This window comes from Actinoplanes sp. NPDC051513 (genome assembly GCF_044454685.1).
In the GTDB taxonomy this organism is placed as follows: domain Bacteria; phylum Actinomycetota; class Actinomycetes; order Mycobacteriales; family Micromonosporaceae; genus Actinoplanes.
In genome coordinates, this window is sequence record NZ_JBITDW010000021.1 from 115,879 (window position 1) to 136,205 (window position 20,327).

The 20,327-nt window shown below is 72.0% G+C and carries 20 protein-coding genes; 11 read left to right on the forward strand and 9 right to left on the reverse strand.

The genetic code is table 11. The annotated features are described in order from the left end of the window. Positions 1-1,416 (reverse strand): RICIN domain-containing protein, encoded by a 1,416-nt coding sequence (locus ACIA5D_RS40175; RefSeq protein WP_396035768.1) that lies wholly within the window; start codon positions 1,414-1,416, stop codon positions 1-3. 171 nt (positions 1,417-1,587) lie between these two features. On the opposite strand from ACIA5D_RS40175, the gene ACIA5D_RS40180 reads away from it, so the two are divergent. From ACIA5D_RS40180 to ACIA5D_RS40190, 3 genes are all read left to right on the forward strand, one after another. Continuing rightward, a complete protein-coding gene (locus ACIA5D_RS40180) occupies positions 1,588-2,619 on the forward strand; it encodes a LacI family DNA-binding transcriptional regulator (protein WP_396035769.1) in 1,032 nt (343 codons plus the stop codon). A gap of 64 nt (positions 2,620-2,683) precedes the next feature. After that, entirely contained in the window at positions 2,684-4,105 is a 1,422-nt protein-coding gene (locus ACIA5D_RS40185; RefSeq protein WP_396035770.1) for an RICIN domain-containing protein, read from the forward strand. A gap of 219 nt (positions 4,106-4,324) precedes the next feature. Then, positions 4,325-4,534, forward strand: coding sequence for a hypothetical protein (locus ACIA5D_RS40190; protein ID WP_396035771.1), 210 nt, complete (start codon positions 4,325-4,327; stop codon positions 4,532-4,534). Here ACIA5D_RS40190 and ACIA5D_RS40195 read toward each other — a convergent pair whose 3' ends face one another. The 6 genes from ACIA5D_RS40195 to ACIA5D_RS40220 all read right to left on the reverse strand — a co-directional run bounded on the left by ACIA5D_RS40195 (position 4,535) and on the right by ACIA5D_RS40220 (position 11,800). After that, positions 4,535-5,290: an SDR family NAD(P)-dependent oxidoreductase gene (locus ACIA5D_RS40195; RefSeq protein ID WP_396035772.1), complete on the reverse strand. Its 756-nt coding sequence runs from the start codon at positions 5,288-5,290 to the stop codon at positions 4,535-4,537. Positions 5,291-5,366: 76 nt separating this feature from the next. Beyond that, positions 5,367-6,140 carry a hypothetical protein gene (locus ACIA5D_RS40200; protein WP_396035773.1) on the reverse strand — a complete coding sequence of 258 codons (774 nt, stop codon included), beginning with the start codon at positions 6,138-6,140 and terminating at the stop codon, positions 5,367-5,369. 93 nt (positions 6,141-6,233) lie between these two features. Further along, positions 6,234-8,045, reverse strand: a complete 1,812-nt coding sequence (locus ACIA5D_RS40205) for a protein kinase (protein WP_396035774.1) — start codon at positions 8,043-8,045, stop codon at positions 6,234-6,236. 9 nt (positions 8,046-8,054) lie between these two features. Next, positions 8,055-9,371, reverse strand: a complete 1,317-nt coding sequence (locus ACIA5D_RS40210) for a hypothetical protein (protein ID WP_396035775.1) — start codon at positions 9,369-9,371, stop codon at positions 8,055-8,057. A 42-nt stretch (positions 9,372-9,413) separates the two neighbouring features. Next, positions 9,414-10,091, reverse strand: a complete 678-nt coding sequence (locus ACIA5D_RS40215; RefSeq protein WP_396035776.1) for an SDR family NAD(P)-dependent oxidoreductase — start codon at positions 10,089-10,091, stop codon at positions 9,414-9,416. Next, entirely contained in the window at positions 10,091-11,800 is a 1,710-nt protein-coding gene (locus ACIA5D_RS40220) for a dihydroxy-acid dehydratase (protein ID WP_396035777.1), read from the reverse strand. The genes ACIA5D_RS40215 and ACIA5D_RS40220 overlap by 1 nt, the downstream gene beginning before the upstream one ends. A gap of 131 nt (positions 11,801-11,931) precedes the next feature. Between ACIA5D_RS40220 and ACIA5D_RS40225 the strand changes: the two genes are divergently transcribed. The 5 genes from ACIA5D_RS40225 to ACIA5D_RS40245 all read left to right on the forward strand — a co-directional run bounded on the left by ACIA5D_RS40225 (position 11,932) and on the right by ACIA5D_RS40245 (position 16,142). Then, positions 11,932-12,708: an IclR family transcriptional regulator gene (locus ACIA5D_RS40225; RefSeq protein WP_396035778.1), complete on the forward strand. Its 777-nt coding sequence runs from the start codon at positions 11,932-11,934 to the stop codon at positions 12,706-12,708. A 173-nt stretch (positions 12,709-12,881) separates the two neighbouring features. Then, the gene (locus tag ACIA5D_RS40230; RefSeq protein WP_396035779.1) at positions 12,882-13,742 is read left to right on the forward strand and encodes a fumarylacetoacetate hydrolase family protein; all 861 of its coding nucleotides are present in this window, start codon (positions 12,882-12,884) and stop codon (positions 13,740-13,742) included. Next, positions 13,742-14,752: a zinc-binding dehydrogenase gene (locus tag ACIA5D_RS40235; RefSeq protein WP_396035780.1), complete on the forward strand. Its 1,011-nt coding sequence runs from the start codon at positions 13,742-13,744 to the stop codon at positions 14,750-14,752. Before ACIA5D_RS40230 ends, ACIA5D_RS40235 begins: the two co-directional genes overlap by 1 nt. A gap of 27 nt (positions 14,753-14,779) precedes the next feature. Next, positions 14,780-15,529, forward strand: a complete 750-nt coding sequence (locus ACIA5D_RS40240; RefSeq protein ID WP_396035781.1) for an SDR family NAD(P)-dependent oxidoreductase — start codon at positions 14,780-14,782, stop codon at positions 15,527-15,529. Positions 15,530-15,650: 121 nt separating this feature from the next. Then, entirely contained in the window at positions 15,651-16,142 is a 492-nt protein-coding gene (locus ACIA5D_RS40245) for a nucleoside deaminase (RefSeq protein WP_396035782.1), read from the forward strand. Here ACIA5D_RS40245 and ACIA5D_RS40250 read toward each other — a convergent pair. Further along, positions 16,139-16,525: a DUF2203 domain-containing protein gene (locus ACIA5D_RS40250; RefSeq protein ID WP_396035783.1), complete on the reverse strand. Its 387-nt coding sequence runs from the start codon at positions 16,523-16,525 to the stop codon at positions 16,139-16,141. The genes ACIA5D_RS40245 and ACIA5D_RS40250 overlap by 4 nt on opposite strands. 50 nt (positions 16,526-16,575) lie before the next feature. On the opposite strand from ACIA5D_RS40250, the gene ACIA5D_RS40255 reads away from it, so the two are divergent. From ACIA5D_RS40255 to ACIA5D_RS40265, 3 genes are all read left to right on the forward strand, one after another. Then, a complete protein-coding gene (locus tag ACIA5D_RS40255; protein ID WP_396035784.1) occupies positions 16,576-16,824 on the forward strand; it encodes a hypothetical protein in 249 nt (82 codons plus the stop codon). 125 nt (positions 16,825-16,949) lie between these two features. Then, positions 16,950-17,216, forward strand: coding sequence for a hypothetical protein (locus ACIA5D_RS40260; RefSeq protein WP_396035785.1), 267 nt, complete (start codon positions 16,950-16,952; stop codon positions 17,214-17,216). A gap of 69 nt (positions 17,217-17,285) precedes the next feature. After that, positions 17,286-17,507: a hypothetical protein gene (locus ACIA5D_RS40265; protein WP_396035786.1), complete on the forward strand. Its 222-nt coding sequence runs from the start codon at positions 17,286-17,288 to the stop codon at positions 17,505-17,507. 87 nt (positions 17,508-17,594) lie between these two features. On the opposite strand, the gene ACIA5D_RS40270 is transcribed toward ACIA5D_RS40265, so the two are convergent. Continuing rightward, positions 17,595-20,207 carry a LuxR C-terminal-related transcriptional regulator gene (locus ACIA5D_RS40270; protein WP_396035787.1) on the reverse strand — a complete coding sequence of 871 codons (2,613 nt, stop codon included), beginning with the start codon at positions 20,205-20,207 and terminating at the stop codon, positions 17,595-17,597. Positions 20,208-20,327 lie beyond the last annotated feature (120 nt).

Sequence of the window (20,327 nt, forward strand, 5' to 3'; positions counted from 1 at the left end):
CTAGGACTGCGTCCGGCTCCACTGCTGATTATTTCCGCCGTTGCAGGCGTACTGCTGGATGTCGGCGCCGTCGGCGGTGTTGGAGTTGACGACGTCGAGGCATTTACCGCTGTGCCGCGCCTTCAGGTTGAAGTAGCTGCCGGTCGCCGCCCACTGCCACTGCTGGTTGGTACCGCTGCCGCAGGTGTACTGGATGATGTTGGCGCCGTCCGCGGTGGAGGACGAGGAGACGTCGAGGCATTTGCCGCTGTTCTGGTTGACGATGCGGAAGTAGCCGCCGCCCGCGTCCTGGAACTCCCATTTCTGGTTGCCGCCGCCGTTCCACGTGTACTGCTTGATCTCGACGTTGTTCGCCGTGGACGCGCTCACCGCGTCCATCACCTTGCCGCTGTTGCGGTTGGCGATGCGGTAGTAGGTGGCGGCATTGCCGGTGATGCTCCCGGTGGCCGTGTCGATGGTGATGGTCGGATACCACGACATGCTCATGGTGGTGGCCGACGGGAAATTCAAGGGCAGCCACACGTACGAGGAATCGTTGACCGGCCCTCCCCACGCGCCGGCCCAGCGGTCGCCCATGTAGAGATAGCTCGTCGTGGACGTGCCCTGGACGGGCAGGACGTACGTGGGCTGCGAGCTGTACGTGGTCGAGTTGCCCACGTTGGCCCAGCCGGTCCACGGCCCGGAGATGCTCGACGCGGTGGCGTACTGCGCCTGGTTCGGGTTCCAGCCCGTCGCCGCGGAGGTGAGCATGAAGTAGGTGCTGCCCCGCTTGAACAGGGCCGGCGCCTCGCGGTGCGCGTCGTTCCAGAAGTTGCCGACGACGCTCGCGATGCCGCGATAGTCCGCGGTGAGGCGGTAGATCATCAGGTCGTAGTTCTCGTCGGCCGCCGAGATCATGTAGGCGGTCCCGTTGTCGTTGAACAGCGTGATGTCCCGCGACATGTAGGTGCCTTGCGGGCGGAAACTTCCCTGATACGTGTACGAGCCGTCGACCGTGGACGAATACGCGACGGCCGCCCGCGCCTCGCCGTAGTCCGAGCCGTTCTCCTTGTGCATCCACATCACGTATTGGCCGGTGGACGCGTTGTAGATGACCTTGGGACGCTCGATGTTGGCGCCGTTCAGCTCCGCAGCCGACGAGGACGTGAGCACGTTGTTGCGAAACTCCCACGCACGCAGATCGGTTGACCGGTAGACGGAGACCGCCTTGAACGTGTTGTCGGCGTTCCGGTTCTCGCCGAACCAGTAGTAGTAGGAGCCGACCTTGAGCACTCCCCCGCCGTGCGCCTGCACCACCGCGCCGGACGTGTCGGTGAACTGCGTGCCGTTGACCACGGTGACCGCCGCCGCCGAGGCCGGCGTGGCGGCCAGCGCGATGACGGCCATGACAAGCGCTACGACTCCCAGCCTTCGCATAGCCCGTTGGTAGTGGAGCGGGACGGGTGACGCCACGATCCGACCCGACTCGTCCACGAACGAAACCATCCGAACATCGTTGACGCTCGATATCGTGCCGCACTACGTTAACCATCACGAAACAATCACGGCGCTCCCCCCGCCGCTCCTTGCGCCGGACGGGAGTGCGTGGTGACCGACGAACGCCTCTTCCAGGTGCAGCGGCACGAGCGGTTGCTCACCGAGTTGCACACGCACGGCGCCGTACGGGTACGCGAGCTCGCCCGTGACCTCGGCGTCAGCGAGCTCACCATCCGCCGCGACATCGCCGCCCTCGCCGCCCGCAACCTCGTCAACCGGGTGCACGGCGGCGCCACCCTGCCCAGCCGCTCCCGGCCCGCCGGCCGGCCGCGCGCCGCCGTCACCTCCGGCTTCACGATCGGGATGGTGGTGCCGTCGCTCGACTTCTACTGGCCGCCGGTGATCGCCGGGGCGCGGGCGGCGGCCGGCGCGCTCGGGGTGACCCTGCAGCTGCGCGGCTCCAGCTACGAGCCCGACGAGGACCGGCGGCAGATCCGCCGGCTGGTCGAGGCGGGCGAGGTGCGCGGCCTCCTGCTGGCGCCCAGCCTCGACGACGACGCCATGATCGACTGGATCGGCGGGCTGCCGATCCCGTCGGTGCTCGTCGAGCGCCAGCCCCGGCGCCGCCATCGGACCGACTGGGTGCGCAGCGATCACGGGCTGGGCCTGGAGATCGCCGTGCAGCACCTGAGCGAGCACGGGCACCGGCGGATCGGGCTGCTGCTGTCGCGAGGCAGCCCCACCTCGGCCTACCTGCGCCATCCCGACCTGCTGCCGCCCGTGCTGCTCGACGATCCGCCGCATCGGATGGTGCGCGAGGTGGTGGCCGGCTGCCGGCGGGCGGGGGCGACCGCGTTGATCGTGCACAGCGACCCGCACGCGATCGCCGTCGCGCAGGCGTGCGCCGAGCAGGGCTGGCGCGTTCCCGAGGACATGGCCCTCATCTCGTACGACGACGAGGTCGCGCACCTCGGCGAGCCGCCGCTGACCGCGGTGCGCCCGCCGAAGAACCACGTCGGGCGCCTCGCCGTGGAGCTGATCGTCTCGCGGCTGCTCGACGGGTCGCAGCGGCCGGCCCAGGGCGTTCTGGTCGCGCCGTCGCTGGTCGTACGCCAGTCGTCACCCTTTCACGTTCGGGTGTGAACGTTTCTGAACTTGTGGGTTCGCTTCGTGGCGTACGCGTCGCCGGGTCCGCTACGCCATCACCATGAAGAAAGCTCTGCCGATCCTGGCACTCCTGGCCGCTGTCCTCGTTGTGCCGGCCACCCCCGCGGCCGCCGCCACCAACGGCTTTCGCGGGGTCAACTGGGCCGACCAGCGCGACAACTTCGTCGACGACGTCCTGGTGCTCGGCGGGCTGAGCACTTCGGACAGCTACGCCACCACGCAGGCCAAGGCGAACGGGATCCTCACCGGCTTCCAGAACAACCTGGGGGCCAACACCGTGCGAATGCCGGTTAACTATCCGACCGTTTCGGGGTCGTACTGGAACTCGTACACCGGGGCGATCGACGCGGCCACCGCCAAGGGCATGAAGGTCGTCCTCAGCTACTGGGAGGCGGCCAGTTCGCGCAACGGGTCGGTGGACAACCTCACCCAGTTCTGGTCGATGTGGCAGACGATCGTGAACAAGTACGCGGGCAACGCCAACGTCTACTTCGAGCCGATGAACGAGCCGTACGCGTACAGCGACGCCGACTGGAAGAACCTGGCCGCCCAGTGGCTGGCCAACTACCCGTCGGCGCCGCGCGGCCGGGTGATCATCTCGGGCGCCGGGTACAACCAGCGGCTCATCACGATCGGGTCGGACAGCCGCTTCGACGGGACGCTCATCTCGCGGCACACCTACCAGTTCTTCGACTCCAGCCGGACCACGGAGGACTCCTGGCGCGAATCCCTGCGAACCAGCGTCGGGGCGTACGCGTCACGGGTTTTGATCACGGAGTTCGGCGCGCCGATGACCGACGGCCGCAACTACAACGCCCCCACGACCAGCGACAGTTTCGTGGCCTTCATCCGCGGGACGGCGGCCGAGGCCCGCTCCCTCGGCCTGGGAACCGTGTACTGGCCGGGCGTGCGGATCGCCGACCCCTACCGGCTGCAGGAGATCGGCGGCAGCGGCACCAACCTCACGCTGTCGACGACCAACGCGTCCGGGCGCGACCAGCTGCGCTACTCGTGGGGCCTGGACGGCGGCGGGAACACGGTGCTCACCCACTACCGGGTCACCAATCGCAACAGCGGCAAGGTGGCGGACCTGGTCGGCGGCTCCCTCTCGGACAATGCTGAGGTCAAGCAGTACGGCTGGAACGGCGGGCTCAATCAGAAGTGGGCCTTCGAGGATCTCGGCAACGGATACGCGCGCGTGGTGAATCAGAACAGCGGCAAGTGCCTCGACGTGGCGTCGGCATCCACGGCCGATGGGGCCAACGTCATCCAGTACGCATGCGGCAGCGGCACCAACCAGCAGTGGCAGTGGGCGGCGACCGGCAGCTACTTCAACCTGAAGGCCCGCCACAGCGGCAAATGCCTCGACGTGACCGGCGCGTCGACAGCCGACGGCGGTGACATCGAGCAGTACAGCTGCAACGGCGGCACCAACCAGCAGTGGACCCGCACGGCGTCGTGACCCGCATCTGAGGCGGACGTCTACGGCGGGGGCTCTCCCACGGGCCCCCGCCGGCCGTCATGCCGACGCCCCGCCGCGTCCGTCATGCCGACGCCCCGCCGCGTCCGTCATGCCGGCGCCCCGCCGCGTCCGTCATGCCGGCGCCCCGCCGCGTCCGTCATGCCGGCGCCCCGCCGCGTCCGTCATGCCGGCGCCCCGCCGCGTCCGTCAGGATGAGGCATGGGCGACGACAGACCGACGTATGTGGTTCTGCGCGAGGTCGGCGACGGGACGTGGCAGGTTGTGGGCGAAGTAGCGCGACGGCCCGGCATGCCGGCCCGGCGCGGGCGGGCCAGGGCGGTCGAGGACGCGCTGGGACACCCGCCGGCCGAGGGATCGCGCTATGCGGTGGTGCCGCGTAGCGAGTGGCGCGTGGCCCTCGACTGGTGATCAGCAGTCGTCGCGGCGCCGGCCTCCGCGGGTTTCCGCCCCTGGGCGCAGCACGACGACCTCGCCGGAAAGCCCGTCGTCCCGGATCAGGTCGAGCACGGCGCCGGTGAGGACCGGCAGCGGGATCGGCTCGGGGCGAGCGGCACGCTCCTCCGCGGTCATCGCGGCCAGCTCGGCCTCGGCGCGGGCCGTGCGCACCCAATCGGGCACGACGCAGGTGACACGGACATTCGCCCGCTCGCCGAGGCCGGCCTTCGCGGCGGTGGTCAAGCGGATGAGGCCGGCCTTGGCCGCGGCGTACTCGGGCCACTCGTACGGCGAGTGGTCGAGGCCGGCGGTCGACGCGACGTTGACCACCACGCCGCCCGCCGCCGACAGGGCCGGCAGCGCGAGCTGGGTGAGCAGCATCGGCGCGCGCAGGTTGAGCGCCAGCACCGCGGACCACTGCGCGGGCGTCGCGGCGGGGTATCGGGCCGTGGGTTGGCCGCCGCCCGCATTGTTGACCAGGATCTGCACGCCGCCGAAGCGCCGCAGGGTGGCATCGACGAGCCGCTCGGCCTGCTCGTCATCGGATAGATCGGCGTCGACGACGATCGCGTCGGCGCCGGCCTCTTCCACCCTCTGCAATGTCGCAGCGCAGTCGGCGATGTCGGCCAGGACGAGCCGCGCGCCGTGTTCCGCGAGCCGGCACGCGATCGCCTGGCCGATGCCCACCGCCGCGCCGGTGACCAGCGCGACTCGTCCGTCGATTCGCATGCGGACAGGCTGCCACGGGCGTACGACAGTTTCGCCGGCGTGACCTCCCACCAGGGCCGTCGCGCCGGCGGGCAGGTCAGACGGGGATCAGGCGGGCGGCGAAGGCGACCGTGCGGACATCGCCGCCGCGGAGCTTGGTGGCCGTGGGGTGTTCGCCGAGGCTGTCCAGGCGGGACGCGGTGGTCTCGACCAGCTGGGGCTCGCCCTTGATGAGGCGGCGGGCCATGCGGGCCTGGGTGGGGCTCAGCTCGGCGAACGCGCACTCCTTCAGCGCGGCGATGGTGTCGTGGTCGAGGGTGCCGGCCAGGACGCGCTCGGTGACGATCTCCTGAAGCCACGACGGCCACCAGCTGTAGCGGCCCAGCACCACGCCCGAGCGGACCGCGGTGGCCGGGGTGTAGCCGGCGTTGAGCAGGCGCTGGGCCAGCTCGGCGCCGAACGGCTCCAGGTGCAGGGCGCCGATGAACGCCCGGACCAGCGGCCTCGCGCCGACCAGCGGCTCGGCCTCGGCGGCGGCCCGTGACCAGCTGCCCCGGAGCAGCCGGCACAGGGCGTACGCGGCCTCGGTGCCCTCGCTCCCGGAGCGCTCGCTGATCCGCTCGACCGTGACCGTCAGTCTCTCGGCCGCGGCGGCGGCCGTCTCGGCCAGCTCGGGGCTGCCCGGCCGGTTCAGATGACGCAGCACCTTCTCCGTGGCGATCTCGCCCTCGCGGCGCAGGAGCAGCGAGGGGATGCCGGGGAGGATCGCGTCGCCGAGCGCCTCGGTCACCGACGCGGCGTCGAACTTGTCGCAGTGCTGCTCGAACTCGGCCCACCACGGTTCGGGGTGGGTCTCGGTGGTCGTGCTCACGTGTGTCCCCCTGGCTTCGACGGCATCTCGACCACCGCATCGGCCGCCGGGAGAAACGGACTTAGCGCAACTTTTCCCGACCGGACCCGCAACCTACCCGCAATGCTCGAACGGGCTGTCGTAGGTGGCGTCCCCGATCGAGCCACCCCACTTGACGCAGGTCTTGTTGGCCAGGGCACGCACCGGGCCGGCGTAGTACTCGAAGCTGCCGCTGTCGGTGACCCGGTCGGCGCCCTGCACCTCGAGGTAGGCCGAGGCGGCCGAGGCCGTGCCCACGTCGGTGGTCTTGAGGGTGACGGTGCAGTTCTTGCCGGTGGCGTCGTTGTAGAGCAGGTAGACGCGGCCGAGGACGGCGCCGTCGGCCGACTTCAGCGCGGCCTGGTCGATCACGGTGAAGGAGCTGCCGCAGACGGCCTTGGGGGTGTGCGGGTTGGTGGCGCCGGCGCTCGGCGACGACGCGGTGGGGCCGGCGGGCTGCGTCGGGTCGCCGGTGGGGTTCTCGGTGGGGTCTTCGGCCGCCGGGGCGCTCGAGGCGGGGTGTGAACGGGCCGGCTTCTTGGAGGCCGAAGCGCCGGTCTTGGGGTTGGTCTTGGGGTTTCCCTGGGGGTTGGCGCCGGGATCGGCCAGGCCCAGGTCGGGGCCCTGGTTGGTCGGGGTGTTGGCCTCGCTCGTGCCGGGGCCGAGCGCGATCACGGTGCCGATGCCGATGGCGGCCACCAGGACGCCGGCAGCGACGACGGCGAGCGTGGTGTTGCGGCGGCGGGTGCGGCCGCCCGGATTGCCGGGATCTGCGCCAGCGGCGCCGCCACCACCGATCCCGCCGTAGCCAGCGCCGTTCCCGCCGTAGCCACCGCCGTTCCCGCCGTAGCCACCGCCGCCGCCTCCGCCCATCCTGCCGACGCCGGCAACGGGCGCTGCGCCGGCGGAATAGGGCGTGCCGGCCGCCGCGCCGAACCCGGCCGGCGGAACGGACGCGGATCCCGGCGCGAAGCCGCCCGGCGCGACCGAGGCCGATCCGCGCTGGGGAGCTGCGGGGCCCCGCGCGCCGAAGCCGGCGCCGGGCGCCGGGGACTGGGCGATCGGCGGGACGGCCCGGGCGGCGGCGGCGAAGGCCGCGGCGGACGGGAATCGACGGGCCGGGTCTTTGGCGAGCGCCCGCATCACGACCGCCGCGGCCTGCGGCGGCACCTCCATCGGCAGGGTGGGTGGCTCGGCGGTGACGAGCTGCGCGAGCACCTGCAGGGGATGGTCTCCGACGTACGGCGGGCGGCCCGCCAGGCAGCAGTAGGCCACCGCGCCGAGGGCGTACACGTCGGTGGCGCCGTTGAGGGGTTTGCCCTCGGCCTGCTCGGGCGCCATGTAATGTGCCGAGCCGAGGACCACGTTGGTGCTGGTCAGCCCCTCGACTCCCGCGGACCGGGCGACCCCGAAGTCGACGAGCACGATGGCCCCGCCCGGGCGTACGAGAAGGTTGCTGGGTTTGACGTCGCGGTGCACGATGCCGGCCTCGTGGGCCACCTGCAGGGCGTCGGCGACCTGGGCCACGATGGTCATGGTCTCGGCGACCGGCAGCCGCCCCGCCGCCTCGATCCGCTTCGACAGGGGCGTGCCGTCGATGTACTCCATGACCAGGTAGTCGAGCCGCCGGCCGTCGACGCTCGCGTTCTCGCCGTAGTCGTAGACCTGCACGATCCCCGGGTGCCGCAGCGCGGCCATGACCCGGGCCTCCCGGCGGAACCGGGCGATGAACTCCTCGTCGGCCATCAGCGTCGGCAGCAGCACCTTGACCGCCACGCCGCGGTGCAGCAGCAGGTCGACGCCGCGCCACACCTCACCCATGCCGCCCGCCGCGATGCGTTCGGTGAGCCTGTAGCGGTCGCTGAGCACGACTCCGGGGGTTAGCACCCGATCATGTTACTGGCCCGGGTCGATCAGCCTCCGGGCCGAACGTTCGGCGTTCAAACCGCGGATGGCCTGGTCGACGGCCGCCCGGTCGCTGAGATCGACGCCCCGGCCGACGAGCTCGGCAGCGATCTCCCCGGCCGGTCCCCCGGCGCTCTCGTCGTCGAAGGCTTCCGCGAAAGCACCGAGGTGATCGTCGACCGCCGCCACGACGGGCTCGATCCATGCCTCCGGAACGCCCCGGCGGGTCAGAGCGAACCGCAGCCATCGGCGCAACGTCCCGGGCAGGGACGCGCGCTGCTCGGCATCGAGGAACGCCTTGCGCGGCAGCCAGTCGGTGAGGAACAGCATGACCGCGGCCGGGCTCCAGCCCAGCGGGCGGTCGTGCAGGTAGCCGTCGCCGTAGTCGAGAAACAGGTCAGCGAGCGAGGCGGTCACGTCGTCGCCGGCTTCTGCGCCGCCGGCGGGGTCGCCAGATGCCGGGTCGCCAGGCGCCGGGTCGCCAGGCGCCGGGTCGCCGGCGACGAAGGCGGCGATCAGGGACTGCCGCTCCGCCGGGGGCAGCGGCTCGAAGTCGGGCCGGTCAGACAGGTACGCCGCGCATCGTGCCCAGGCCAGCGCCCGCGATTCGAAGTAGTCGTCGTCGACCGGAAGTGGCCACAGCGTGTCGGTGGCCCGCAGGGCGTCGGCCAACTCGGCGAGCACGTCGCCGACCGCGGCTTCGGCGAGCGGCATCGGCGGCTCGCCGTTGCCCTCCCACGACGCGACCGCGCCGGCCCGGAGGACGTCCAGATAGTTGATCTCGGTGCCGAAGACCGTGAGGATCTGGGCGATCAGCGTGTGCGCGCTCTCCGGGTCGCCGAGCGCCGCGAACTCGACGAACAGAACTCGATCGCTGTCCCAGACGTCCACGGCCCGCCACGCGCGAACCGCGGCGAAGCCGGGCTCCGCATGCCACGGCGGCAGCGCCTGCGACCCGGCCAGCAGCTCGATCGCTCCGTCGAGCAGCGCGTGCTCGGTCGCGGGCGCGACCCGCCGCAGTGCGACGAGGGCGGCCAGCGCGTCGACGGTCGGCGTCGTCGACGCCCTTCCGACGACTTCCAGGCACAGCAGATGCTCGGCCTGACGCTCGTCGACGCCCGCGTCCCGCCAAGCGCGGCCGAGCCACTCGGATGCCCACAACTCGGCGCCGAGCACGTTGGTGTCGTCGTGAAGCCCGGTCGCGTCATGCAGCAGGCGGTCGGACAACCGCAGCTGCCGCACTGCGCGGTGCCGGCTCTGCTTCTTTCCGCCACGTCCCGCCGGACGGCCACGGCTCCTGGGACTCACCGGCACACCACACCACAAAACACCGCCCAAATCCATCACCGGTCAGTAGGTCGCCCTCCCCCCGCTGATGTCGTAGACCGCGCCGGTCGAGAACGTCATCCGGTCGGAGCAGAGCCAGGCGATCAGCTCGGCCACCTCGGACGCCTGGCCCACGCGGCGCATCGGGATGAGGCCGGTGATGTGGGCGAGGGCGTCCGGTCCGGTGTCGGCGTTCATCGGGGTCTCGATGACGGCGGGGGCGACCGCGTTGGCGAGCACTCCGGTGGTGGCCAGCTCTTTACCCAGCGATTTCGTGAGCGCGATGACCGCGGCTTTCGACGCCGAGTAGGGCGACATGTTCGGGTTGCCGTCCTTGCCGGCGATGCTCGCGATGTTGACGATGCGGCCCCAGCCACGAGCGATCATGCCGGGGACGAACGCCTGGCAGGTGTTGAACGTCCCGCGCACGTTGACAGCGAACGTCCGCTCCCACCCGTCGGCCGGGACCTCCCACAGCGGCGCGTTCGGCCCCACGATGCCGGCCGAGTTGACGAGGACGTCCACCTCGCCCGCCGCGGCGGCGATCGCCCGCACGGCGCCCGAGTCGGTGACGTCCGCGACCAGGTCGGCCTCGGGCGAGATGTCGAGCGTGAGCACGGTGACGCCGTCTGCTCGCAAGCGAGCCGCCGTCGCCGCGCCTATCCCGCTCATGCCGCCGGTGACGACCGCCGTCCGCGCCATCAGTGGGATTCCCGGGAGACGTGCCAGCCGCTGCCGCCGACAAGGAAGTCGAGGTCGGCCCCGGTGTTGGCCTGGCCGACGGTGTCGACGTACAGCTTCTCCCAGCCGCGGGTGGGTGCCGCGTAGGCGCTCACCGCGGCCGGCGCGGGCTCGCGGGCGGCGAGCTCTTCGTCGGGGATGTCGACGTCGAGCCGGCGCTTCGCGACGTCGAGCACGATGATGTCGCCGGTGCGGACCTTCGCGAGCGGGCCGCCGGCGGCCGCCTCCGGGGCGACGTGCAGGACCACCGTGCCGTACGCGGTGCCGCTCATCCTTCCGTCGCAGACCCGCACCATGTCGCGAATGCCCAGGGCCAGCAGCTTGGCCGGGAGCGGCATGTTCGACACCTCGGGCATGCCGGGATAGCCCCTGGGCCCGCAGCCGCGCAGCACGAGCACCGAGTCGGGCGTGACCTCGAGGCCGGGGTCGTCGAGCCGGGTGTGCAGGTCTTCGATCGAGTCGAACACGACGGCCGGCCCGCGATGCGAGAGCAGCTCGGGCGTGGCCGCGGCCGGCTTGATCACCGCGCCGTCGGGAGCGAGGTTTCCGTAGAGCACCGCAATACCCGCCTCGGGCTGGAGCGGCTCTTCCCGCGCCCGGATCACCTCTCGGTCGTAGACCAAGGCCTCGTCGAGGTATGACACCAGCGGTTGCCCGGTCACGGTCGTCGCGACCGGGTCGAGCAGGTCGCGCACCTCGCGCAGCACTGCGTGCAGCCCGCCGGCCCGATACAGGTCGTCCATGAGGAAGCGGCCGGCCGGCTGAAGGTCGACCAGCAGAGGCACGCCCGAACCGACCCGGTCGAAGTCGTCCTGCGTCAGCTCGACGCCGAGCCGCCCGGCGATGGCGAGCAAGTGCACCACGGCGTTGGTCGACCCGCCGAGCGCCGCGAGCGCGACGATCGCGTTGAGGAACGAGGCCCGGGTCATCACCTGGCTCGGCCGCCGTTCGGCGTCGACCAGCTCGACGGCCAGGACCCCGGTGGCGTGCGCGGCCTCGATCAGGCGGCTGTCGGGCGCGGGGGTGCCCGCTGTGCCGGGCAGGGTCATGCCGAGCACCTCGGCGAGCAGACCCATCGTCGAGGCCGTTCCCATGGTGTTGCAGTGGCCGCGGCTGCGGATCATCGACGACTCGGAGCGGACGAACTCGGCCGCGCTCATCGTGCCGGCCCGCACCTCCTCGGAGAGCTGCCACACGCCGGTGCCGCAGCCGAGCGGGACGCCGCGGAACGTGCCGGTCAGCATCGGGCCGCCCGGCACCACGACGGCCGGGATGTCGACCGAGGCGGCGGCCATCAGCAGCGCGGGGATCGTCTTGTCGCAACCGCCGAGCAGCACCACGCCGTCGATCGGGTTGGCCCGCAGCATCTCTTCGATGGCCATCGCCGCCATGTTGCGCCAGAGCATCGCGGTCGGCTTGACCTGCGTCTCGCCCAGCGACACCACGGGAAGGTTGAGCGCGATGCCGCCGGCCTGGTGGATGCCGTCGGCGACGCTGCGCGACACCTCGTTGAGGTGCGCGTTGCAGGGGGTCAGGTCAGAGGCGGTGTTGGCCATCGCGATGTGCGGACGGCCGTCGAACGCGTCGGTGGGCAGGCCCCGGCGCATCCAGGCTCGGTGGATGTAGCTGTTCCGGTCGTCGCCGCCGTACCACTCCGCAGTGCGCCGCATGCGGACCTCCCAGATTCCGTTTATCGGAACGGCTGTCGGTCAGTCGAAATGATGCCGATACTTTAAACCCGGCGCGGCAAGCTTGGGAACCCTCTTTCACTTTGCCGGAACACCGGTCTAACATCCGGAACATGACCGACCTGTCCGAGGAGGAGACGCGCCTGGTGGGCGCCGACCGGGTGCTCGCCGTGCTGGCCGAGCTCGCCCGGCACCCCGAGGGCATCGGCCTCGAAGACATGGCACGGGCCATGGCCAGCCCCAAGCCGACCGTGCATCGCGCCCTCGCCTCGCTGCGCCGGGCCGGCTTCGCCGCGCAGGACGGCTGGGGGCGATACGTGCTCGGCGACGAGTTCCTCCGGCTCGCGTTCGCGCACCACGAGGCCCGTCCCGATCATCTCCGGGTCGAGCCCGTCCTGCGGCGTCTTTGCGAGAGATACGGCGAGACGGTGCACTACGCGGTCCTCGACGGCCGCTCGGTGATCTACCGATCCAAGATCGACCCGCCGGAGGGCGCGTTCCGGCTCTCCTCGGTGGTCGGCGGCCGCAACCCGGCGCACACCACCGCGGTCGGCAAGCTGCTGCTCGCCCACCGGCTGTATTCGCTGCAGGAGGTGCGCGACTGGATCGGCGACCAGCCCCTCCCGGCGCCGACCAGCAACTCGATCACCACCGCCGAGGGGCTGCACGCCGAGCTCGAGCGCACCCGCGACCGCGGCTACGGCCTCGACGACCAGGAGAACGAGCGGCTCGTCAGCTGCCTGGCCGTCCCGGCCTACCTTGCCGCGCCGAGCATGCCGAGCGGGGCGATCAGCATCAGCGCGTTCTCCCATCGCACGCCGCTCCAGGTCCTGATCGACGACTTGCCGGCGATCCTGATGATCACCGCGGCCGGGGGCGCGCCGCAGTGACCGCCACCTGCACGGCCACCGCGGTGAGCCCCGACGCGTGCGCGCTCGGCGAGGGACCGGTCGGGGACCCGTACGCGACCGCCTCTTGTGGGTCGACATCATCGGGCTCAACGGCAACCTGTGGTACTGGAATCCCGCCCTCTGACAATCCGTCCAAGAACATCGGAGACCTCGTGTATCTCATGCGTGTCGGCGCCCCCGGCGCCGAAAAGCCCGTCGTCCGGGTCGACGACACCCACTATGTGGACGTGTCCGATCTCGTCCACGACTTCGACGAGGCGTTCTTCGGCGGCGACGGCCTCGCCCGGCTGGCCGAGCCGGTCGCCGAGCGGATCGCCGCCGGCGAGACCGAGCCGTTCGGGTCGCAGCGGACAGGCTCGCCCATCGCGCGGCCGCACCAGATCCTCTGCATCGGCCTGAACTATCGCGACCACGCCGCCGAGACCGGCCAAGCCGTCCCCGACGAGCCGATCCTGTTCACCAAGTCGCCCAACACGCTGGTCGGGCCCAACGACGACATCCGCATCCCGCGCGGCTCCGAGAAGACCGACTGGGAGGTCGAGCTGGGCATCGTCATCGGCGCCCGCACCTCGTACCTCGACTCGCCGGCCGACGCCGCGGCGGCGATCGCCGGATACGTGCTGGTCAACGACGTGAGCGAGCGGGCGTTCCAGATGGAACGCGGCGGCCAGTGGTCCAAGGGCAAGAGCGCCGAGACGTTCAACCCGGCTGGGCCGTGGCTGGCGACCCCCGACGAGATCCCCGACGTGCTCGATCTGTTCATGTGGCTCGACGTCAACGGGGTTCGCCGGCAGACAGGCAACACGAAGACGATGGTCTTCCACCCGTACTTCATCGTCCACCACCTGAGCCAGTTCATGGTGCTCGAGCCGGGCGACCTGATCAACACAGGCACCCCGCCCGGCGTCGGCATGGGCTTCCGCCCGCCGGTGTGGCTCCAGCCCGGCGACGTCGTCGAGCTCGGCATCGACCGGCTCGGCAGCGGCCGGCAGCGGGTCGTGGGGCCGCGCTGATGCGTGCCCTCGTGTTCACCGGGCCCGGCAAGGCCGAGGTGCTCGCGGTCCCCGCGCCGGTGGCCGCGGCCGGGCAAGTGGTCGTCGACGTCGAGCGGGTGGGCGTCTGCGGCACCGACATGGAGCTGTTCAGCGGCGAGATGAGCTATTTCCGTACGGGTGGCTCGTCGTACCCGCTGCGGCCCGGCCACGAGTGGTGCGGGGTTGTCTCCGCGGTCGGCGACGGGGTGGACGAGGGTTGGATCGGCCGGCGGGTCACCGGCGACACGATGATCGGGTGCGGGAACTGCCGGCGCTGCGCCGCCGGGCGGCACTGGGTGTGCGCCGAGCGGCACGAGCTCGGCATCACCGACGGGCTGCCCGGCGCGCTCGCCGAGCAGCTCGCGGTGCCGGCGGCGTACCTGCATCGGCTGCCCGACGCGGTCGACGCGACGCTCGGCGCGCTGGTCGAGCCGGGCGGCAACGCGCTGCGCTGCGTCGGCGCCGCCGCGGTGGCCGGGGGCGAGCGGCTGCTGATCCTCGGCACCGGGACGATCGGCCTGCTGGTTGCCCTGTTCGCCCGCGCCCGGGGCATCGCCGTCGACCTGATCGGCCGCACTCGGCAAGACCTGGAGCTGCCGCGTTCGCTGGGCTTCTCCGCGGTCTGGACGCGCGACACGCTGCCGTCGATCTCCTGGGACGGGATCGTCGACGCATCGACCGGGACGGAGATGCCGGCGCTCGCCCTCGATCTGGTCGAGCCGGGCCGCCGGGTGGTCTACATCGGGTTGTCGGTGCCGCCGAGCCTCGTCGACACCCGCGATCTGGTGCTCAAGGACGTCACCGCGGTCGGCATCCTCGGCGCGTCGGCCGGGCTCGCGGGGGCGATCGACGCGTACGCGAACGGCTCGGTCGACCCCCGGCCGCTGGTCGCCGCGACGGTGAGCCTCGACGAGATCGCCGGCGTGCTGGCCGGCCACCATCGCCCGCCCGGCGCCGGACCCAAGACCCACGTTGATCCGCGGCTGTGAAGAGCCAAGTCCTGGAGGGCTGAACCCATGTCCGAATTCGCCGGCCTGAACGCGATCGTCACCGGAGGCGCCTCCGGCATCGGCCTCGCCACCGCCACCCTGCTGGCCGCCCGCGGCGCGCGCGTGGCCTGCCTCGACCTCACCCCGTCCGTCGAGGCGCCACTGCTCGGCTTCAAGGCCGACGTCACCGACGACCCGTCGATCCGGTCGGCCGTCGACGACGCGGCCTCCGCCCTGGGCGGCATCGACATCGTCGTGAACAACGCCGGCATCGGCGCCCAGGGCTCGGTCGAGGACAACGACGACGCCGAGTGGGCACGCGTCTTCGACGTGAACGTCCAGGGCATGGTCCGCACCAGCCGGGCGGCCCTGCCCCACCTGCGCCGCTCCTCGCACGCCGCGATCGTCAACGTCTCGTCCATCGCCGCCACCGCCGGGCTCCCCCAGCGGGCGCTGTACTCGGCCACCAAGGGCGCCGTGCTCTCGCTGACCCTGGCCATGGCCACCGACCACCTGCGCGAGGGCATCCGGGTCAACTGCGTCAACCCTGGTACCGCCGACACCCCGTGGATCGGCCGGCTCCTGGCCAAGGCCCCCGACCCCGCGGCCGAGCGCGCGGCGCTGGAGGCTCGTCAGCCCACCGGCCGCCTGGTGACGGCCGACGAGGTGGCAGCCGCGATCGCCTACCTGGCAAGCCCCCTCGCCGCGGCGACGACCGGCACGTCGCTGGCGGTCGACTGCGGCATGCAGGGGCTGCGCCTGCGCCCGCAGAAGTAGCAGGCCGCTCCCTGTCCACTGTGGAGTTGTCCGGCTATCGCCGATGGGTCTCCTGTCCACCCGGATGACTGCGCGCAGGCGCGCCTCCACCGTAGAGTGATCGACGCGGAGGGGGACTGCGATGACTCTGGTGACGTCGGGGCGGGTCTCGAAGGTCGACCGGCACTGGCTCGAGCGGGCCGTGGCGCTGGCCTGGGAGGCGCGGGAGCGCGGCGACCACCCGTTCGGTGCACTGCTGGTGACCGGCGGCGGGAAGGTTCTGGAGGCGCGCAACAGCGTGGTCAGCGGCGCCGACCCGACCGGGCACGCCGAGACCAACCTGGTGCGGGTGGCCGGCAAGCTCGACCGGCCGACCCTGGGCGGCAGCGCGCTGTACACGAGCACCGAGCCGTGCGCGATGTGCGCAGGGGCGATCTACTGGTCGGGCATCGGCCGGGTGGTGTTCGCCCTCTCCGAGGAGGGCCTGGCCGGCATGGTCGAAGAGGAGGAGGGCGTGCCTCCGCTGCGGCTGCCCAGCCGTGACGTCTTCGCCCGCGGCGGCCGCTCGATCGTGGTCGACGGGCCGGTCGGCCTGATCAGCGCCACCGCCGTCCACGAGGGGTTCTGGGGTTAGCCACCAGGGTGGAGGGCGTCGCGAGGTAGCGGCCTGCGGCCGGCGAAACCGAGGTCGGCACGGTGGTACCAGCCGAGTTCGGTGTCGCCCTCGAGCCAGCACAGCAGGACCGGGACGCCGTCGAGGTCGGCCGGGAAGTCGATCAGCAGCGGCGCGAGGCCCTTGAGCTCGGCACCGGTCTGCTGCACCTCGGTCATCAGCTCGTTGAGCCGCGCCTCGGCGGCCTTGCGCTCGGGCAGGCCGCCCAGCGCGGTCGGCTCGCCGCCCGGCGTCAGCGCGGCCGACAGCTCGACCAGATCGGCGCGGACCACCACCAGCTCGTCGAGGATCGGCCGCAGCCGCGCCAGCTCCGCCCGTGCCTCCGGCACCGTGAACAGCCCCATGACCCAGATCTTGCCCCGGCCGGTCGAAGCGAATGGCAGGGGGTGGTCCGGTGAGGGCGCGGGGTGGGTGGCTGCGCGACCGGCGGCTGCGTACCAAGGTCGGCGGGGCGCTGGCCGTGGCGGCGATCATCGTGGGCGTGGTCGGCGTGCTCGGGCTGCGCGGGGTCGCCGACGAGGGCGAGTTCGCGGACGCCGCGACCGCCACGGTCACCGAGGTCGACGACAGCCAGCACGCGATCGCTGATTTGACCGAGATGTCCCGCGAGCTCACTCGAGTTATCGGCGGGTTCCGCATTTAACGAACTTTTCGGACAAGTTCGGCTTCACGATGGGCGCGGCTCATCCGTTCAGTGGGATCGCTTTCACAACTTGACGACGTAGTCTCCTGTCCTGAACGGTCCTTAACACGATCGGGAGGCGTCCGATGGCCAGCAGGGACACCCGGCAGGAGTTCGAGGGCATAGTCGAGCGCCTGACCAGTGACTATCCGTCCTTGGCGCGCACGGGCATGCCCCCGTTCACGCGTCCGGTTCTCATGACACTGTTGATCGCCGGCGGCATCACCTGGGCCTTGCTCTCCGTGGCCATGGTCGCCTGGGGCTGGAAGGGCGTGGTGCTGACCTGCGCGACCGTGCTGGCCACCGCCGTCACGCTGGCCGTGCGCACCTACCGGTGGCGCGCCGGCCGTTAGGGCCGGCCTCGCGTACACCTCCAGCTCGGTCGTGCACAGGTCGGCCGGGGTGAAGCGCCGGAAGTCCGGGTGCAGCGGGAATCCGCGATCCAGTGCGGCCCGCGACGGCTCGTCGACCGTGCGATCGCTGCGTTCGATGTGGAAGCCCGCGGCGGTGAACGCCTGTTCGAGTTGCGACGCGCGCAGCCGGTTGCAGTAGGAGAACTCGTTGCCGCCGATCCGGCGCCACTGGCCCGGGGAGAAGCGCAGGAAGTTGATCAGAGCCGGCCGAAGCGGCGCTGGATCAGCTGATAGAGCCGGTCACCGGCCGGAGCCGACGCGCAGACCCTCTGGATTAGTGCCATCTGCCTCCACCGCATTGCTCAACTTTATCCATATTTATCGTGTCAAGGCGTCGCGTAATGCGGCCCGGGAGCTGATCCCCAGCTTCGGGAACGCCCGGTACAGGTGGGCCGCGATGGTCCGCGGGGACAGCCCCAGCCGCTCCCCGATCTCCTTGTTCGTCAGCCCGGTCGCCGCGAGCTCGGCGATCTCCCGCTCCTGCGCGGTGAGCACCTCGGCGTCGATCGCGCCTCCCATGCGGGTGGGCCCCGCCGCCCGCAGCTCGGCCGCGGCCCGGCCCGACCACGGACCGGCCCCGAGCCGGTCGAAGGCCTCGACCGCCGCCGCGAGCTGCCGGCGGGCCTCGGTGATCTGCCGCCGCCGGCGCAGCGTCTCGCCGAGCAGCAGCCGCACCCGGGCGTGTGCGAACGCCCATTGCTTCGCGCCCGGCGCCGCGAGGGCTCTCTCCAGCAGCGGCGCCCTCTCCTCCTCCGGCGCGACCAGCGCCTCGGCCGCGCCCACCACGACCGCGAGCCGCGACGACAGCCGGCTCAGCGAGGCCGCCCGCATGGCCGCGACGTGCCGGCGCGCTTCCTCCTCGCGCCCGGTGCGCATCGCCGACTCGACCAGGTCGAGCAGCAGCGAGAGCACCTGCGGCTGGTGCGAGGGCAGCATGCCGGCCGGTGCGACCGCCGTCGCGTGCCGGTACGCGGTCTCGAACTCGCCCCGCCCCAGCGCCGCCACGCAGTGCACGTGCGCGGCGAAGGCCAGCGCGATCCGGGCTCCCCGCGCGCTCGCCCACCGCTCCAGCCGGCTCGCCGACGTCTCGGCGCCCTCGTCCCCGCGCGCCGCCCCGATCAGGCTGCCCAGGTAGCAGCCGAGTGCCCCGTCGTAGCGGCTGTAGCCGCGCTCCCGGCTCAGCCGCTGCCCCTCGTCGATCAGCAGCAGCGTCTCGTCCCATTTGCCGCGCAGCCAGCCGTCCACCGACAGCGTGACGATGGCGTTGATCGCCGCGGCCACCGCTCCCCCGCGGCGCCCGTCCTCGACGACCCGGTGCAGCGCCTCCCGGGACGGCCCGATCCGGTCGACGTAGGTGCCGAGCTGCCCGAGCCGGATGATGCGCTGCGGGTTCTCGGTGCGTGGCAACGTACGCATCTCGATCTCGAGATCGACCACCACCGGCGCCGCCAGCCGGACGGGATCCGACAGCGCCGCCGCGCCGATCCGCAGCGTGTCCGGCGCGTCCGCGCCGAGCCGCCGTACCCACTCGTGGAACGGCGGCCAGAGCTCCGGCCGCCCGCCGAACCAGCACAGCGCCAGCAGCAGCTGCAGCGCCTCCGCCACCGCCTCGTGATCGAGGTCGCCGACGTGCGCGTCCAGCGCCCGGGTGAGCAGCCGGTGCGCGGCGTCGACGGCGCAGTCCCGGTTGAACAGCACGCTCGCCGCCGCGGTGGCCAGCTCCAGCGAGCCCGACGCGTCCACCGCCGACCGGTTCGCCTCGTCCAGCAGCCGCTGCGCGTCGTCGAGCGAGCCGATCAGCTCGGCGCCGAGAGTCGCCGCCCGGGCCAGCCGCCGCACCCGCGCCCGATGGTCGGTGCTCAGCTCGGCCGAGCGCGTCAGCGTCTCCAGGCCGGCCACGGCGTCGCCGCGGTCCAGCACGACGCGTGACGCCTGCTCGACCATCTCGGCGACCTTCTCGTCCGGCTCGATCGTCCCCTCGGCCAGGTGAAACGCGCGGCGCACCGGGTCGGCGGCGCGGTCGGCGAGCGTTCGATGCGCGCCGGCGCGCTGACCCAGCGTGCTCCCTTCTATCACCGCGAACCGGCTGAGCGGCCGCCGGAAGGTCAGCCGGCCGGTCTCCGGGTCGACGTCGATCAGACCTTCGCGCACGGCGGGATCCAGGTCGCTCAGCCCGTCGGCGGTGCCCGCCACGATCCGCACATCGGCGGGCTCGCCGCACAGCGCGGCCAGCAGCAACAGCTCCCGGGTCGGCGCGGGCAGCGCGGCGATCAGGTCGGCGTCCAGCTCGCCGAGCCGGCGGCCCACCGGCAGCTCGGTCAGCGCCAGCGGGTTGCCCCGCGCCTCGTCGAGCACCCGCCGCCGGGCCCGCGGGTCCAGGCCCGGATGCCGCAGGTGGAGCAGCTCGCGGCTCGCGTCGTCGCCGAGCGGCTCGAGGACGAGCCGGGGCAGACCGCTGCGTTCGAAGAAGCCGCCCGCGCCGGTGCGCTGGGCGCCGATCAACGCCACCGGCAGGCCGGTCAGCCGGCGCGCCACCAGGCCGAGGACCGTCGCGCTGGGCTGGTCGAGCAGGTCGAGGTCGTCGACGACCACCGCCACCGGGGACAGCCCGGCGAGCAGCGCCAGCACCGCGTTGGACACGCTGAGCAGGTCGGGCGCCGGCCCGGCGTCCAGCCCGAGCGCGACCCGCAGCGCCGGCCCGGCCGGTGCGTCGCGCATCACCGGCAGCAGCAACTGGTGCAGCCCCGCGAAGGGGATCTGCGACTCGAACTCCACCCCGGCCGCCCGCAGCACCCGGCCGCCGCCCCCGGCGACCGCGTCCAGCAGGGCGCTCTTACCGGTGCCGGTGTCACCCACCACCAGCAGCGCGCCGCCGTCGCGCAGCGTCGCGTCGATCCGTCGTAACTCGCTCGCCCTCCCGACGACTCCCATCTGCCCCTCCCACCCCAGTTCTCTCTGGGTAAGAGCCTGATCGGACGGGGTGCCGATAGCCTCAGCACTATTACCTAAGCCGGTCCGGGACAGGATCGAACAATGACGGATTGTTCCGCC